13 protein-coding genes are annotated in these 16,575 nt (G+C 75.5%); 8 read left to right on the top strand and 5 right to left on the bottom strand.

Going from position 1 to position 16,575, the window contains the following annotated elements; all coding sequences use genetic code 11:
- Positions 1-37: 37 nt before the first annotated feature.
- The 3 genes from ACFZBX_RS21335 to ACFZBX_RS21325 form a co-directional block, all read right to left on the bottom strand.
- On the bottom strand, positions 38-1,669 hold the full coding sequence (locus ACFZBX_RS21335; RefSeq protein ID WP_391535326.1) for an alpha/beta hydrolase: 1,632 nt from the start codon (positions 1,667-1,669) through the stop codon (positions 38-40).
- Between the two features lie 155 nt (positions 1,670-1,824).
- Entirely contained in the window at positions 1,825-2,604 is a 780-nt protein-coding gene (locus ACFZBX_RS21330) for an HNH endonuclease family protein (RefSeq protein ID WP_391535325.1), read from the bottom strand.
- Positions 2,605-2,730: 126 nt separating this feature from the next.
- On the bottom strand, positions 2,731-3,645 hold the full coding sequence (locus ACFZBX_RS21325; protein ID WP_391535324.1) for an NAD-dependent epimerase/dehydratase family protein: 915 nt from the start codon (positions 3,643-3,645) through the stop codon (positions 2,731-2,733).
- 123 nt (positions 3,646-3,768) lie between these two features.
- Between ACFZBX_RS21325 and ACFZBX_RS21320 the strand changes: the two genes are divergently transcribed.
- From ACFZBX_RS21320 to ACFZBX_RS21295, 6 genes are all read left to right on the top strand, one after another.
- Complete coding sequence (locus ACFZBX_RS21320; RefSeq protein ID WP_391535323.1) at positions 3,769-4,758, top strand: GlxA family transcriptional regulator; 990 nt, start codon at positions 3,769-3,771, stop codon at positions 4,756-4,758.
- Positions 4,759-4,861: 103 nt separating this feature from the next.
- Complete coding sequence (locus tag ACFZBX_RS21315; RefSeq protein ID WP_391535322.1) at positions 4,862-5,464, top strand: NTP transferase domain-containing protein; 603 nt, start codon at positions 4,862-4,864, stop codon at positions 5,462-5,464.
- 219 nt (positions 5,465-5,683) lie between these two features.
- Complete coding sequence (locus tag ACFZBX_RS21310) at positions 5,684-6,553, top strand: hypothetical protein (RefSeq protein ID WP_391535321.1); 870 nt, start codon at positions 5,684-5,686, stop codon at positions 6,551-6,553.
- A 274-nt stretch (positions 6,554-6,827) separates the two neighbouring features.
- Positions 6,828-7,595 carry a hypothetical protein gene (locus ACFZBX_RS21305; RefSeq protein ID WP_391535320.1) on the top strand — a complete coding sequence of 256 codons (768 nt, stop codon included), beginning with the start codon at positions 6,828-6,830 and terminating at the stop codon, positions 7,593-7,595.
- A 217-nt stretch (positions 7,596-7,812) separates the two neighbouring features.
- Complete coding sequence (locus ACFZBX_RS21300) at positions 7,813-9,261, top strand: (2Fe-2S)-binding protein (protein WP_391535319.1); 1,449 nt, start codon at positions 7,813-7,815, stop codon at positions 9,259-9,261.
- A 222-nt stretch (positions 9,262-9,483) separates the two neighbouring features.
- The gene (locus tag ACFZBX_RS21295) at positions 9,484-10,569 is read left to right on the top strand and encodes a DUF2637 domain-containing protein (RefSeq protein ID WP_391535318.1); all 1,086 of its coding nucleotides are present in this window, start codon (positions 9,484-9,486) and stop codon (positions 10,567-10,569) included.
- 42 nt (positions 10,570-10,611) lie between these two features.
- Here ACFZBX_RS21295 and ACFZBX_RS21290 read toward each other — a convergent pair whose 3' ends face one another.
- Together ACFZBX_RS21290 and ACFZBX_RS21285 are read right to left on the bottom strand one after the other, a co-directional pair.
- The gene (locus tag ACFZBX_RS21290) at positions 10,612-12,714 is read right to left on the bottom strand and encodes a SpoIIE family protein phosphatase (protein ID WP_391535317.1); all 2,103 of its coding nucleotides are present in this window, start codon (positions 12,712-12,714) and stop codon (positions 10,612-10,614) included.
- A gap of 518 nt (positions 12,715-13,232) precedes the next feature.
- Entirely contained in the window at positions 13,233-13,724 is a 492-nt protein-coding gene (locus ACFZBX_RS21285; protein WP_391535316.1) for an ATP-binding protein, read from the bottom strand.
- Positions 13,725-14,151: 427 nt separating this feature from the next.
- On the opposite strand from ACFZBX_RS21285, the gene ACFZBX_RS21280 reads away from it, so the two are divergent.
- Complete coding sequence (locus ACFZBX_RS21280; protein ID WP_391535315.1) at positions 14,152-14,862, top strand: urease subunit gamma; 711 nt, start codon at positions 14,152-14,154, stop codon at positions 14,860-14,862.
- Positions 14,859-16,574 (top strand): urease subunit alpha, encoded by a 1,716-nt coding sequence (locus ACFZBX_RS21275; protein WP_391535314.1) that lies wholly within the window; start codon positions 14,859-14,861, stop codon positions 16,572-16,574. The genes ACFZBX_RS21280 and ACFZBX_RS21275 overlap by 4 nt, the downstream gene beginning before the upstream one ends.
- The last annotated feature ends 1 nt before the right edge of the window (position 16,575 follow it).

The following is a 16,575-nucleotide window of genomic DNA, read 5'->3' as shown; positions in this document are numbered from 1 at the left end:
GGCACGGTGAACGACCGTGCCGCGCCCCGCCGTTGCGCTACGGCGCGTCGCTCGCGCAGCGCGTCCCGGCGGCCGGCGCGGTGCCCTCCAGCAGGAAGGCGTCCACCGCGGTCCGGATGCAGGCGCTCCAGCCGTACCCGGTGTGCCCCTCGCCCTCGCGGGTGAGCAGCACGGCGTTGCCGAGCTGGGCGGTGAGCTTCTCGGCGTTGGCGTACGGCGTGGCCGCGTCGCCGGTGGAGCCGACCACGACGATCGGCGCCTGGGCCTTGGAGGTGATGACGTGCGACTGCTCGGTCGAGCGGAACGGCCAGCTCCGGCAGTCCGGGTCGAAGATGGCGGCGCTCGGCTCGTGCCGGCTGAGCAGCGGGGCCTTGGCGGCCAGGTCGGCGTACGCGGCCTGGAGCGCTTCGCCGGTCGGGACGTTGGTCGCCCCGTCGGCGCAGTGGATGGCGGTGTAGGCGTCGGCGGAGGCGCTGTAGTGGCCGTCCTTGTCGCGCCGGTTGTAGGAGTCGGCGTAGGCGAGCAGGTGGTCGCCCTTGCCGTTGACCATGGCCTGGGTCAGTACGGTCCGCAGCTGGTCCCAGGCGCTCTCGTCGCCGTAGAGGCCCTCGACCACGCCGGTCCACGCCGCGGTGGTGGTGAGGACGCGGCCGGTGGACGTGGTGAGCGGCTTCTGCTCAAGCCCGTCGAGGAAGTCGGCGAGCTTGCCCGCGGCCTTGCCGGGATCCTTGCCGAGCGGGCACTGGGCCTTCTTGGCGCAGTACGCGGCGAAGGCGTTGAGCGAGCGCTCGAACCCGGCGTACTGCTCGATGTTGTGCTGGGCGAGCGGCAAGGACGGGTCGACGGCGCCGTCCAGGACGAGCCGGCCGACGCGGTCCGGGAACTCCTCGGCGTAGACGCTCCCGATGTACGTGCCGTAGGAGAGGCCGAAGTAGGTGAGCTTCTGCTCGCCGAGGGCGGCGCGCAAGACGTCCATGTCGCGCACGGAGTTGCGGGTGCCGATGAAGGGCAGCAGCTTGCCGTACTTGGCCTGGCAGGCGTCGGCGAGGACCTTGCCGTGGTCCGGGCCGGGGTTGTCGGTGTTGACCCAGTCGTCACGGGTCTTGTCGTCGAGGCAGTTCACCGGGGAGGTGCCGCCGACGCCGCGCGGGTCGAAGCCGACGGTGTCGAAGCGTTCCCGGACGCCCTTCTGGAAGTACTCGGGGTTGCGCTGGACGAAGCCGACGCCGGTACCGCCGGGGCCCCCGGGGTTGACGACGACGGCGCCCACCCGCTGGTCGGGCATGGTGGCGGGCTTGCGCACCACGGCGACATCGAGGGTGTCACCGCTCGGGTTGGTGTAGTCCAGCGGGACCTTGAGGGTGGTGCACTGCACCGCCGACTCGTCGGTCTTCTCGATCTTCGGGTCGTCCTTGCAGGCCGCCCAGTTGAGCTGCTGGCCGTAGAAGGCCTGGAGGGCCGGGTCCGCCTGGCCGGTGGGCTTCACCGTCGGCGTCGGCGTCGGCGTGGCGGTCGGGGTGGGCGTGGGCGTCGCGGTGGCGCTCGCCGTCTCCGCGGGCGGCGGAGCGGCGGTGGGCGCGGCGGTGGTGCCGCCCGAGCTGGTGCAGGCGGCCAGCAGGGTGGCCGCGGCGACGGCGGGCAGGGCGCGTCGTGAGAACCGGGTGATCATCGAATGCACCGCACACGAATACCACCTGACGATCACACTGTTGACGGCGCCCTACCCGTCGCGACCCGCCTGCCGTGCACGCTTCCGGACAAAGAGCGACGAACCCTTCGAGGAAACGTTTCCGCTGCCGTCGCCGGCCGCCCGTCAGCCGCCCGTCAGCCGCCGCACTGCTGGAGCATCGCCTTCTTGTCCGCCGCCGTCACCGGCAGCTGGTACTTCAGCGACACCTGCGCGAACCGCACCGCGTACGCGCAGCGGATCTCCGGGTCGGCGGGCAGCCAGGCGGACGGGCCCGAGTCGCCCTTGGAGGCGTTCTGCGAGCCGTCGGCCGGGATGAGGTTGAGCGGGTCGTTGGCGATCTGCACGCGCTTCAGCTTCTCCCACTTGCTCGCGCCCATCTGCCAGTCGTAGGACAGCGGCATCACATGGTCGATCTGGATCTTCGAGGCCTGCTTCTTGTTCCAGTCCACCGTCTTGCCGGTGTAGGGGTCGTGGATGGTCATCGAGGTGACCACGCACTTCGAGCCGTCCTTGCGCTCGACCGCCGAACCGTCCCTGGCCAGCAGGTCGTTGCGGGTGTCGCAGTTGTTGTGGCCGCCGGGTATGCCGTCCACGTTGTCGGTCCAGGCCGGGCCGAACTCGTTGCGGTCGTAGCCGTCCTTGGGGCCGGCCGAGGCGGTGGTGACCTTGGCGATCAGGTCGCGGCCCGCCTTCTGCTCCTCCGCCGAAGTCAGCGGCGCCAGGCCGGGCTTGGTGCCGTCCGGGTTCTCCAGCGGGCTGGTGCCCCGGCCCGCCGTGCCCGCCACCGCCCCGGACCCGGCGGTGGCGCCGCCGTCCGCCTGCTTGTCGTCGTCCGAGCAGCTGCTCAGCACCAGGGCGGATATCAGGAGGACGACGGCGGAGGAGGACAGGGTGGCGGTACGGCGGGCGGGCACGGGGACTCCCCAGGTGGGCGGGCGGCTGACGGCGCACCAGCAGACCAGCCGCCCCGCAGGGGGTCAAGACACCACAACACCGACCATTTCGATCATGGCGAAGCTCACACCCCGCTCACACCCCGCTCACACCCGCAGGTCCCGGACGATCTCCTCGACCACCGCCTCCAGCGGCGTCGCCGCCACCCCCAGCGCCTCCCGGGTGGCCGACGAGTCGAGCAGCAGCGGCCGGTCGTACAGGTAGCCCATCTCCTCGACCTCGGCGAGCATCTCGTCGCCCGACCCGGCGAGCTCCGTCACCGGGACCGCGGTGAGCGCCGGCTCCGGCGCGCCGGCCGCCTTCGCCAGCCGCCCGGCCAGCTCGCGGGCGGACGCCTCGCTGGTGCTGGGCACGTGCCAGGCCCGGCCCCAGGACGCCTCGTTGCGCGCGGCGGCGACCAGGGTGGCGGCCACGTCACCGACGTAGCTCCAGCTGTGCGGCGCGTCCAGGTCGGCGGGGTAGCCGACCGGCTCGCCCGCCACCGCTGCCGGTGCCACGGTGAAGGCGAACAGCGAGGTGGCGCCGCGGCCGATGAAGTCGCTGGCCCGCACCTCGGTGACGCGCGCCCGGCCCGCCGCGTGGGCGGCCAGCGCGTCCGCCCACAGGGCCGCCCGCAGCGCGCCCTTGCGGCTGGTCGGGGCGGCCGGCAGGTCCTCGGTGAGCGGGCCGGCCGCCGGGCCGTAGCCGTAGACGTTGCCGAGCATGACGTAGCCCGCGCCGGTCCGCTCGGCGGCGGTCAGCAGGGCGGCGGCGAGCGGCGGGAACTCGGTCAGCCAGCGGTGGTACTGCGGGGCCGCGCAGTTGATCAGCGAGGCCGCGCCGCCGACCAGTGCGGTGAGGGCGTCGGCGTCGGTGGCGTCGGCGGCGATCCGCTCGACGCCCGGGTGCTCGGGCCCGGTTCCGCGGCGGGTGACGAGACGGACCCGCTCGCCCTCCCCGGCCAGGCGCAGGGCGGTGGCGGTGCCGGTGGGGCCGGCGCCGGTGACGACGTGGAAGGACATGGAAGGGCTCCTGGTTCGACCGAGGGGTGGTGGCGTCCGACGGGGCGGCGCCGTGATCAACTCTCGGGCAGGGCCCCGCCACGCGGCAGGGCTCCGGCTGCCAAGGTTGCGGAGGTTCTGGCCATGCACTCGTCCGTCCGGTCGCCCGCGGGCATCCATCGGGTCGCGGTCGTCGCCGTGCCCCCGGTGACCGCCTTCGACCTCGCCATCCCCGAGGTCGTCTTCGGCTCCGCCGAGCTGGACGGCCGCCCGGCGTACGAGGTGCGGGTCTGCACGGTCGAGCCTGGCCCGGTGGCGAGCACCAGCAGCCTCCAGGTGGTCGTCCCGCACGGCCTGGACGCGATCGCCGACGCCGACACCGTGCTGGTGACCGGCTCGGCCTCGCGGGCCGACGCCGACGAGCGGATCCTCGCGGCCCTGCGCACGGCGGCCGGCCGGGGCGCGCGGATGGCCTCGATCTGCACCGGCGCCTTCGTCCTCGCCCAGGCCGGACTGCTCGACGGGCACAGCGCCACCACCTACTGGGTGCAGGCGGGCGCGCTGGAGCACCGCTTCCCCAAGGTGCGGGTGCTCCCGCAGGCGCTGTTCGTCGACGACGGCCCGGTGCTCACCTCGGCCGGGCTCACCGCCGGCATCGACCTCTGCCTGCACATGGTGCGCACCGACCACGGGGCGGCGGTGGCCAACGCGGTGGCCCGGCTGGCGGCGGTCTCGGCGGTCCGCGACGGCGGCCAGGGACAGGTCCTGCCGACACCGGTGGCCGCCCCGGACGGCAGTTCGCTCGCCGCCACCCGGGCCTGGGCCCTCGCCCGGCTCGCCGAGCCGCTCACCCTGGCCGGGCTGGCCGCGCACGCGGGGGTGAGCGTGCGCACCCTCAACCGCCGCTTCCAGGCCGAGACCGGGACCACCCCGCTCCAGTGGCTGCTCACCCAGCGCCTCGAACAGGCCAGGGAGCTGCTGGAGTCCACCGCGCTTCCGGTCGACCGGGTGGCCGCCCGCACCGGCTTCGTCACCCCCGACTCGCTGCGCCGCCACCTCCTCCAGCGGGTCGGCATGACGCCGCGCGCCTACCGCGCGCACTTCACCCGGCCGGCGGCCCGCGCCGACGGCTGACCACGGCCGACGACGGCTTGTGCCCTCGTCCGAGCGCCACCGGGCGGGCTGTGCGCCACCGGGCGGGCTGTGCGACGGCCGCCGGGCCGGGCACGCTGGGCACATGGGACAGAGCGATGCCGTGGCCGCCGCCCTGGTGCTGGCCGCCGGGGGCGGGCGGCGGCTGGGCGGGCGGCCGAAGGCGCTGATCCGCTACCGGGGCCGGCCGCTGGTGGAGCACGCGGTGGCGGTGGTCCGCGCGGGCGGCTGCCGGGAGGTGACGGTGGTGCTGGGCGCGGACCGGGAGCGGGTGCGGTCGACCGCCCATCTGCCGGGCTGCCGCCTGGTGGCCAATCCGGACTGGGCGGACGGCCTGGGGGGCTCGCTGCGCACCGGCCTGGCCGCGCTGCCCGCCCGGTCCCCGGCGGCACTGGTGATGCTGGTGGACACCCCGGGGGTGAGCCCGGCCGCGGTGGCCCGGCTGCTGGCCGCGCACCGGGCCGGCGCGGAACTGGCCGCCGCGGCGTACGGGGGGAGGCGCGGGCACCCGGTGCTGATCGGCGCCCGGTACTTCGCCGAGGTGGTGGAGGGCGCGCGCGGCGACGCGGGGGCGCGCGCGCTGCTGGCGGCGCATCCGGACGACCTCACGCTCGTCGAGTGCGCCGATGTCGCCGCACCGGACGACCTCGACACCCCGGCCGATCTCGCCCGCTGGGGCGCGGAGTGACTCACGGGCCGCACCGGACCGCACCCGTGCGCCCCCGCTCGTCCCCGTCGCGGGCCCGCCTCCCGCGCAAGGGGGAGGCGCCTCCTCCTCACCGGCGACCGATCGAGCGCACACCCCTGATTCCTCCCTGAGGATTGCCCCATTCCGCGCCGCGCCCCCCGGGTTTCGTGGAGCATGGGACACGTCACCCACCCCCGACTCGAACGGACGGTGCCCGCGATGCCCGGACTGCCCGACGACTTCACCGGACACGACCCGGCCGGGCGCGGCCCGGGGGCGGCGGGTGGTGCCCGGGCGATCCGCTGCCCCGCCTGCCGTCGGGAGCACCTCTACGAACCGCCGTCGCTGCCCTGCCCGTGCGGCGCCTCGCTCAAGGTGCCGCTGCTGCGCGGCGGGGTGCCGGTGCAGGTGCGCTTCCGCTCGTGGGAGGACTCCTGGCTGAGCATGCGCTGTCCGCACTGCGGGCGCTCCGACCAGTGGCCGCAGCCCGAGTTCACCTGCAACTGCGGGGCCACCGTCCGGCTCCCGGTGGACCGGACGACCCGGCTGGGCGGCGGCTCCGCCCCCGGTCCGCTGGGCGCCGCCACCGGCCCGCGGGCCTCCCACCCGCACCCGGCCCGCCCCGCGCACTCGCTGGACGCGCCCGCCGCGGCACCGCCGGCCACCGGTGCGGGCGCCCCCGCGGCGCCCTGGCGCCGGCGCGCGCCGTTCCGCCCGCACCCGGTGCGGACCTCGCAGGACGCCGTGTTCACCGCGGCCCGCTACCTGGAGTGGCTGGGCTTCGACGACCTTGAGCTGACGGAGGCCCAGGAGCGCGACGGGGTCACCCTGATGGGCAGCCGGATGGTCGCCCAGGTGGACACCTGGACCGAGCCCGCCGACGTGAAGTCGGTCGAGTGCCTGTGGCTGCAGACCCTGCACGCGGAGGAGATGGCCGCCGCGATGTTCACTCTTGCGGGCTATTCGCACCAGGCCACGGTGCGCGGCGAACAGCTGCTGGTGGCCCTGTTCAGCCTGGACCTGGCGGGCGTGCCGCAGCCCGCGAACGGCGCCGCGGAGGCGCTGATGGAGACCGGCTGGACGTCCTGAGGCCCCTCCCGGAGCCCGGCCGGGCGCCCGCTGATCGTTTAGACGAAAACCCGTCCGGGCGCAACAACCTCCGCTCGTGATCTGGTGCACAAGCTCGCCCCCGTGTTGAATTGCCGCCACAGCGCGGGCCTGTGGCGCGTCATGCCACGAGTGGGGAGGGGCCCGCTTCCTGCTGGATGGCGCACACAAGGAGGTGGCGTTGTCGGAGCACGGATGGGGCCCTAGTGGCCGGGACGCACGGGGGCCGGCGGCGCCTCCGGAGCCGGGGGACACCGTGTGGCGGCTACGGTCCCGGGCGTGCTGGCGGGAAGCCGCCGACCTGTTACGGCCGGCCGCCGAGCGCGACCCGGCGGCGGCGCTCGTCAGGGCCGAACTGTTGATCGAGCAGTGCCTGTTCACCGCCGCCAACTGGGGCCAGGCCGAGCAGGCGCTGCGACTGGCCGAGGCGGTCGCGGCGACCACCGAGCAGCGCGCGGCGGCGGCCTGCGCCCGGGGCTTCCTGGCGTACGTGGCCAGCGTGCTCGGCGCCCGCGACCGGCTGGACGAGGCGCAGGCCGCGCTCGGCCGCACCTCGGCGCTGCTGCCGCCGGACGCACCGGGCCGGCCGCTGCTGGACTTCCGGCGGGGGCTGGTCGCGGAGAACCTGCTGCGCGACCCGACGGCGGCGTGGATCGCCTACCGGCGGGCGCACGACGGGGCGGGCGAGCGCGGGGACGAACTGCTCCGCTCCTCGACCTGGCGGCACCTGGCCGCCCTGGCGCTCGCCGCCGGGGACCGCGAGCGGGCGTGGGAGGGGTTCGACGCCTCGCTGCGGCTGCGCGAGCAACTGGGCTTCACGGTGGGGGTGGCACCGGCGCTGGCGGCGCTGGCCGAGGTGTCCGAACCGGCCGAGGCCGCGCGGCTGCGGGCGGAGGCGACGCGGCTGGTCCAGGCGCTCGGGGGCGTACCGGTCTGGCTCGCCCGGCAACTGGGCGCGGGGCGGGCGCCGGACGCTCCTCCGGACGGGCGCGTCGAGAGGCAGATCCAGGGGCCGATCAGCTAAGGTGAGCCTAACCTGGCCGGGTCGAGCAGTGACCCGGCCAGGTTCGCCTCGCCGTTCCCGGGCTCCGCCAGGCCCCGGCCGGCCGGGCCCGGACGTACGGCGCGACGGCGCCACGGCGTCCCCCGCCCGGGGGCATGCCGGCGGCGGACGGGCTCCGGCCCGGGCACAGGCCGGGCGGTCCGGCCGCCCGGTCGACCCGATGGGCACGACCATGACCGTGAGCAGCACCCGGCCCGCCCCCGAACCCCCGGCGCCGACCACCCCCACCCGCTGCCACGGCCCCTCCCCCGCGCTCGCCCCCGCGGCCGTCGACCGGCCGGGCCTCCACACGGTCTTCCACGGCCCCGCCCCCGCGCACCCGGCCACCGCCGGGCCGGCGGGCACCAGGACCGCCACGCCGACACCCGCCTCGCTCACGCCGGGAAGCACGGCCGCCATCCGCACCGTCGCCACCGAACCCTCGGGCACCGCGCACCCCCGCCACCCCGCCGCACCGACGCCTGCCACCCCGACGCCCGCCGCACCGACGCCCGCCGCGCCCGCCCCGGGAAGCACGGTGGCCGCCGGCCGACCTGCGGGCACCAGGACCGCCACGCCGACACCCGCCGTGCTCACGCCGGGAAGCACGGCCGCCGTCCGCACCGGCGCCACCGAACCCTCGGGCACCGCGCACCCCCGCCACCCCGCCGCACCGACGCCTGCCACCCCGACGCCCGCCGCACCCGCCCCGGGAAGCACGGTGGCCGCCGGCCGACCTGCGGGCGATGCCCAGCCCAGCCGACCCGCCGCCGAAGGCCCGGCCGGCGCCACCGCTGCCGCCTCCCACGCTCTCGCCTCCGCCGGTTCGGGTGGGGTGCCCGCCGCACCCGGCGCGGGCGCGTACCGGCGGCTCGGGGAGGTGGTGCCGCAGGTGCGGGTGCGGTGTGCGCCGCCGCGGAGCGGCCGGGGGTGGATCGCGGGGGCGGAACTGGTGGCCGATCCGGCGGCGCTGCGGGAGCTGGTGGCGTACGAGGCCCGGCAGGGCCTGGCCCGCTACGGTCGGGCGCTGCGGCCGGACGTGGCGGCCGGCATCGGTCTGCACCGGTTCGTCTGGGCCGCCTCGCTGCTGTTCACCCTGCCGTGGTTCCTGGAGCGCCGGGTGCCGCTGCTCACGCCCGCCGACGTGTCCGTCCGCCGGCGCAGCGGCGAGCTGACGGTCCGCCCGGGCGCCTTCGTCCACCTCCCCGGCGACCCCTCGGCCGGGGCCGCGCCGGCCGGGGCGGCCCGGGCGGTGCCCGACGAGACGGTGCTGACCGCCGAACTCCGGGCGGCGCTGGCGGGCTTCCTTGCCCCGGTGCTGGCCGCGTTCCGCCCCGAGGTGCGGCGCGGGCCGCGGGTGCTCTGGGCGATGGCCACGGACGCGGTGGTGGAGGGCCTCTGGCACGTCGGCGGGCTGCTCGGCGAGGAGGAGCGCGCACGGACGGAGCTCACCGCACTGTTCACCGCGGACGGTCCCGGTGCGCCGGAGTGCGCGCCCTTCACGCCGGGCGCCGGATTCACCGCCCCGGCGTCCGACGCCGCTCCGCACACCGAACGCCCCGAGCGGTGCCGGGCCAGCTGCTGCCTCGTCTACACCGCGCGCGTCGAGGCGATGTGCGCCGGTTGCCCCCGGCTCACGCGCGGTTGACGGAGGTCGGGGACGGTCCACGCCCCGCCATCGGCCCGCCCGCCGTCACCTCCGGAATTCCCGCCTCCCCTTTCCCATAAAAATATGACGATGTGACTTACCTTTCGCCAGAAATCCCCCTCTCCGGTGCATTGACAGGAAATCAGCCATTCTCCTCCCGGGCATCCGTCATGATGGTCCCCGCCATCACGACGACGCAGGAAAGCGAGGCTGGTCCAGGCGATGAAATTGTCCGACATACCGCTTGGTTGGGCCATCACCGGCGTTGCCGTGCTGCTGGTCAGCGCACTCCTGGTGGCCCTGGCCCGGAACCGGGGAAGTGCCGGCGGCGGGCAGGCCGCGGATTCCTGGGAGCGGGCCGAGGAGCGCCGCCGCCGCAAGGAGTCCCTGTACGGCGGCGCCTCGTACACGCTGCTGTTCTGCTGCGCGGCCGTGGCCGCCGCGCTCTCCTTCCACGGCCTGGTCGGCTTCGGGGTGCAGAACCTCAACCTGTCCGGCGGCTGGGAGTACCTGGTGCCGTTCGGCCTGGACGGGGCGGCGATGTTCTGCTCGGTGCTCGCCGTGCGCGAGGCCAGCCACGGTGACGCGGCGCTCGGCTCCCGGCTGCTGGTCTGGCTGTTCGCCGGGGCCTCGGCCTGGTTCAACTGGGTGCACGCCCCACGCGGCTTCGGCCACGCCGGCGCGCCGCAGTTCTTCGCCGGGATGTCGCTCTCGGCCGCCGTGCTGTTCGACCGGGCGCTCAAGCAGACCCGCCGGGCCGCGCTGCGCGAGCAGGGGCTGGTCCCCCGCCCGCTGCCGCAGATCCGGATCGTCCGCTGGCTGCGCGCCCCGCGCGAGACCTACGCGGCCTGGTCGCTGATGCTGCTGGAGGGCGTGCGGAGCCTGGACGAGGCGGTCGACGAGGTCCGCGACGACAAGCGCGAACGGGCCCGCGAGAAGGAGCGCCGCAAGCTGGCCGGGCGCCGCGAGCGGGCCGAGATCCGGGCGATCAACCGCACCAACAGCGTCTGGCGCCAACGCGGTGCCGGCGGCGCGCCCCCACCGGCGGCCCGGCAACTGGAGTCCGGCCCGGACTCCGCCATAGCCGCCGCGACGGCCACGGCCGGGGCCGCGTCCGGGGCCACCGACGGCGACGGCGGCCCCGGACCGGACCGCCCGGCCGTCGAGGGCACCGTCACCCAGCCCGGCCTGCCGGCCAGGCCCGAGCGCCGCACCATCGACCTCACTGCGGACGAGGCCACCGTTCCGCTGCCCCGGCTGGAGGAGCTGGAGCAGCGGTTGAAGGACCTTCAGCAGCAGTGGGGCTGACGCCCCGAGGACGCCCCCCGGAGACGACGGCCCCCCGGGCCCTCACTCCGCGGGCGTCACGCTGAGCTCGAACCACATCCGCTTGCCCGTCCCCCGGGGCTCCACGCCCCAGCCGTCGGCCAGCGCCTCGACCAGCATCAGTCCTCGCCCGGAGGAGGCCTGCTCCCCCGGTGTGCGGCGGGTCGGCCAGAGGTCCGACTCGTCCTCCACCTCGACCCGCAGCCGCGCGCGGCCGCCGTCCGCGGCCGGCTCCCGGTAGAGGCGGGCGGTGAACATGGCGTCCCGGTCGGTGTGCCGGATGGCGTTGGTGACCAGCTCGGAGGAGAGCAGCTCGGCGGTGTCGATCAGCTCGGCCACGCCCCAGCGGCGCAGCGCGTCGCGCAGTTCGGCGCGGACCTCGGAGATCCGGGCGAGGTCGGCCTGGCCGATCCGGCGGCGCAGCTGCTGGGCCGCCAGACCGCCCTCGGGGCCGTCCCAGCGCAGCAGGAGCAGCGCTATGTCGTCCTCGCGCTCGCTGGAGTCGGCGGCCTGCGAGGCGATCCGGTCGGCGAGTTCGTCCAGCGGGTCGCGGCCGCTCGCGGCCGGGTCCGCGAGCGGTTCGGAGAGCACCGCGGTGAGCCGGGCGACGCCCTCGTCGAGGTCCATGCCGCGCGACTCGACCAGGCCGTCGGTGCAGAGCACCACGGTCTCGCCGGGGTCGAGGCTGAAGCGGGTGACCCGGTACTCCTCGTCCGGGGCGATGCCGAGCGGCAATCCGCCGGCCACCGGGACGCTGGTGGCGGTGCCGTCGCCGCGGCGCACGACCGGGTCGAGGTGACCGGCCCGGACGGCGTAGACGACGCCGTAGTCGACGTTGACCTCGGCGTAGGTGCAGGTGGCGAAGTGGTCGGTGTCGAGGTCGGCGAGGAAGCGGGAGGCCCGGGCCATCACCGCGGCGGGCGGGTGGCCCTCGGCGGCGTAGGCGCGCAGGGCGATCCGCAGCTGTCCCATGATGCCCGCCGCGTGCACGTCGTGGCCCTGGACGTCGCCGATCACCAGGCCGACGTGGCCGCCGGGCAGCGGCACCACGTCGTACCAGTCACCGCCGATCTGCAGGCCGGAGCCGGCCGCCAGGTAGCGGACGGCGGTGGTGACGCCCGGGACGGACGGCACGGTGCGCGGCAGCATGACGCGCTGGAGACCGGCCGCCAGCTCGTGCTCGGCGTCGTGCAGCCGGGCCCGGGCGAGGGACTGGGCGACCAGGCCGCCGAGGGTGGAGAGCAGGGTGCGCTCGTCGGCGTCGAGCCGGCGGTCGTCGTCGAAGCTGACCACGCAGACGCCGATCGCCCGGCCGCTGGCGACCAGCGGCAGGAAGGCCCAGGAGCTGCGGGTGGTGCGGCGGGCCTGCTCCCAGACGTCGGGGTAGCGCTCGCGGTACTCCTCGCGGCTGGCGCAGAACACCGGGGCGCGGCCGCGCAGCGCCTCGGCGGCGGGGTGGCTCGGCGGCAGCATCGAGCGGTCGTAGCCGGACAGCTCGTCGGTGCGGTAGCCGGAGGCGCCGAGGATCTGCACCCGGCCGGCCTCGAAGGAGGCGAGCACCAGGCCGTCCGGTGGCAGACCGGGCAGCGGCAGCTCGGTGAAGACCCGGGCGACGTCGCGCACGGTGACCGCCTCGGAGAGCGCGCGGGCGGCCTCCTTGATGAAGCGGGAGCGCTCCTCGCGCAGCAGGGCGAGCCGGTCGGCGCGGTCGCGCTTGTGAAGCTCGACGGTGGCGTCCCAGACGAAGCCGACCATCCGGGAGGCGCGGCCGAAGGCGTCGGCGAGGACCCGGCCGCGGAACCGGACGGCCCGCATGGCGCCGGTCGGACCGACCGTCCGGTAGTAGGCGCCGCACTGGCCGAGTTCGGCGACCGCGCGCTCGACCCGGCGGCGCACCACGGGGGCGTCCTCGGGATGGAGCAGGGCCAGGAAGGAGGCGGAGGAGCGGTCGAAGCGGCCCTTCTCGACGGCGTCCAGGCCGACGATGGTGCAGGCGCGCTGGTCGCCCTCCAGGATGTCGCGGCGGATGTCCCAGTCGAACGAGCCGATGCCGTTGGCGGCCATCGCCGGTTCCAGCCAGTCCGGTGTGGTGTCGCCCGGGGAGAGCGGCAGGCCGCCGGAGAGCATCGGCGCGAGCCGGCCGGCCGCCAGGCCGGGGGCGGTGCGCAGCGTGTGCCGCCGGGCCGCCTGCGCGGGGGGTCTGGCCCGCCCGGAGCCGGCCGTGGACGGGCCGGTAGGAAGGGCCGGCCCCGGTGACTCGGACTCTGTGGGCATGCTGCTCCTGCCGCTGCCGTGACGGACCGCGCCGACCGTCCGGACGGGCCGCGTGGCGTATGTGGGTGGTGCTCGACGGTCGCGCGCCGACGGGCGGTCAGTGGTCGAGGTGGATTCTCCCCGCCGCATCTCGCACGTGGGCACACATTCCCACCATCCTGGCCAATGTTCGGCCGAGCGGCAATGGCAACGGGCCGGAAATCTTGCCTTCCGCCTTCACTTCCGGGCATCGTTCGACAGCGAACAGTGCTCATACGACAAACGCTGTCCGCCCCACCGGCCGAAACGGGCCCTCCCCCCGGGCGGAACCGGGCCGTCCGCCGCCCGGAACCGGGCCGCCCGCCCGCTCGAAGCGGGGTTGCGCGCGGTCGTCAGGCGCCGATACCGGCCAGCTCGAACCAGGTGACCTTGCCGTCGCCGCGCAGCTGGACGCCCCAGGAGTCGGCGAGCGCCTCGACCAGCAGCAGCCCGCGGCCGGAGGTGGCGCAGGTGTCCGGGTCACGGCGGCGGCCGGGCAGCCGGGCCGTGCCGTCCTGGACCTCGATCCGCAGCCGCTGGTCGCCGGTGAGCACGGCGTCGAAGACCGCGCCCTGGCCGGTGTGCACCAGCGCGTTGGTGACCAGCTCGGAGGTGAGCAGCTCGGCGGTGTCGGCCAGCTCGGGCACGCCCCACAGGCCGAGCGCGGCGCGCAGCCGGCGGCGGACCGCACCGACGCCGACCAGGTCGGCGGCCTCCAGCGCCAGGTGGAGCCGGCGGTTGAGCGCGCACCCCGGCGCCGGTACGCCCGGCCGGGTGACGCCCGCCGCGCCCACCGCGTTCGCGGGGCCGGCCGTGCCCGTCGGGGCGCCCTGACCCCCGGTCACCCGGAAGGCTCCCCCCGAACTTGTCCGCTGCCGCGGGAATCGCGACTGACCGTCCATCACCCCTGCCCCCGCCCTCGTTCCTGGCCGTCGGTCCGGATCCCCCGCCGGCCGGTCGGCCCCCTTGGTACTGACCAACCATCCTCATGCCCAGCTTTCGGCATTTGGAACAGTGCCCAGGCGATCACCTGGGGTGAAAGGGGCACGGGGCGCTTCGCGTGATCCAACCGGCCGCGCCGGACAGGTTTGCGAAGCGTACGGGCGGTTTTCGACCTCCGGCGGCGCCCCGCCGGGGTCCGTCGACGGGCCGATCGCCGCGGGAGCGGCAAGGCTGGACAGGGCGGGCGGCTCCGGGTTCAATGACCGGAGTCGTTTGAACGCCGTTCTAACCACCCTCACCCCCTCTCCCGGCGACCGCGAGCGAGGAACCGTGCGACTGACCCCCACCGAGCGGGACCGGCTGCTGATCTTCACCGCAGCAGAGCTGGCCCGCGCCCGCCGCGCCCGAGGCGTCCGCCTCAACATCCCCGAGGCGACCGCGCTGATCGCCGACACCGTCTGCGAGGCGGCCCGGGACGGCCGGCGCCTCGCCGAGGCCATCGAGGCCGGCCGCTCGGTGCTCACCGCCGACGACGTGCTGCCCGGCGTGCCCGACGTGGTCACCGTGGTCCAGGTCGAGGCGGTCTTCGACGACGGCACCCGCCTCGCCGTGGTCAACGACCCGTTCCGGGGCGCCGGCTCGCTCGGCGACGAGGCCCCCGGCGGCGCGCTGCTCGGTGACGGCGACGGCTACGACCCGGTCGAGGAGACCGTCGTGGTGCCCGTCCACAACACCTCCGGGGTGCCGATCTCGGTCACCTCGCACTTCCACTTCTTCGAGGCCAACCCGCGCCTCGCCTTCGACCGCGCCGCCGCCTACGGCACCCACCTGGCGATCCCGGCCGGCTCCTCGGTGCGCTTCGACCCGGGCGCCACGGTCGAGGTCGGCCTGGTCCCGATCCGCGGCGCGCGGGTCGCGATCGGCTTCGCCGGCCTGGTCGACGGCCCGCTGGACGCCCCCGGCGCCAAGGAGGCCGCGCTGGCCAAGGCCCGCGCCACCGGCTACCTCACCCACTTCGACGACGTGGAGGCCGAGTCGTGACGTCCATCACCCCCCACGACTACATCTCCGTGCACGGCCCGCGGGCCGGCGACCGGATCCGGCTCGGCGACTCCGGGCTGATCGTCCGTGTCGAGTCCGACTCGCAGGCTCCGGGCGACGAGTTCCTGGCCGGCTTCGGCAAGACCGCCCGCGACGGCCTGCACCTCAAGCCCGCCGCCGTCCGCGACACCTGCGACGTGGTGATCAGCAACGTCCTGGTGATCGACGCCGTCCTGGGCATCCGCAAGACCTCGATCGGCCTGATCGCCGGACGGATCGCCTCGATCGGCCGGGCCGGCAACCCCGACACCGTGGACGGCGTCGACGTGGTCGTCGGCACCGGGACGACGATCGTCTCCGGCGAGGGCATGATCGCCACCGCCGGCGCCGTCGACACCCACGTCCACCTGCTGTCGCCGCGGATCATGGAGGCCTCGCTCGCCTCCGGCGTCACCACGATCATCGGCCAGGAGTTCGGCCCGGTCTGGGGCGTCGGCGTCAACTCGCCGTGGGCGCTGCGGCACGCCTTCAACGCCTTCGACGCCTGGCCGGTCAACATCGGCTTCCTCGGCCGCGGCTCCTCCTCCGACGAGGCCCCGCTGATCGAGGCCCTGGCGGAGGGCGGTGCCTCCGGCTTCAAGGTGCACGAGGACATGGGCGCCCACACCCGCGCCCTGGACACCGCGCTGCGGGTCGCCGAGGAGTACGACGTCCAGGTCGCCCTGCACACCGACGGCCTGAACGAGTGCCTGTCCGTCGAGGACACCCTCAAGGTGCTGGAGGGCCGGACCATCCACGCCTTCCACATCGAGGGCTGCGGCGGCGGCCACGTGCCCAACGTGCTCAAGATGGCGGGCGTGCCGAACGTCATCGGCTCCTCCACCAACCCCACCCTGCCGTTCGGCCGGGACGCGCTGGGCGAGCACTTCGACATGATCGTCTCCGCCCACGACCTCAAGACCGACCTGCCCGGCGACGCCGCGATGGCCCGCGACCGCATCCGGGCCGGCACGATGGGCGCCGAGGACGTGCTGCACGACCTGGGCGTCATCGGCATCACCTCCTCCGACGCCCAGGGCATGGGCCGGGCCGGCGAGACCGTGCGCCGCACCTTCGCCATGGCCGGCAAGATGAAGGCCGAGCGCGGCCCGCTGGACGGCGGCTTCGGCACCGTCGAGAGCGGCGACGACAACGAACGCGTCCTGCGCTACATCGCCAAGCTCACCATCAACCCCGCCATCGCCCACGGCCTGGCCCACGAGGTCGGCTCGATCGAGATCGGCAAGCTCGCCGACATCGTGCTGTGGCGCCCGGACCACTTCGGCGCCAAGCCGCAACTGGTCCTCAAGGCGGGCTTCCCCGCCTACGGCGTGGTCGGCGACCCCAACGCCTCCACCGACCGCTGCGAGCCCCTGGTGCTCGGCCCGCAGTTCGGCGCGCACGGCGCCACCGCCGCCGACATCTCGGTCGCCTTCGTCGCCCGGGCCGCCGCCGACGCCGCCTACCTCGACCGCCCCGCCGACGGCCTGCCCACCCGGCGCCGGCGCGTCGGCGTCCGGCACACCCGCGGCATCGGCCCGCGCGACCTGGTGCGCAACACCCGGACCGGCCGCGTCGAGGTCACCGAGACCGGCCTGGTCTCGCTCGACGGCGCCCCGCTGCGCTCCGAGCCCGCCGACCGCGTCTCGCTCAGCCGCCTCTACTTCCTCTGAT

The organism is Kitasatospora sp. NPDC008115 (assembly GCF_042957205.1).
Lineage (GTDB): Bacteria > Actinomycetota > Actinomycetes > Streptomycetales > Streptomycetaceae > Kitasatospora.
Note: the sequence above shows the minus strand (reverse complement) of the source record. Positions and strands in the feature narration are given on the sequence as shown.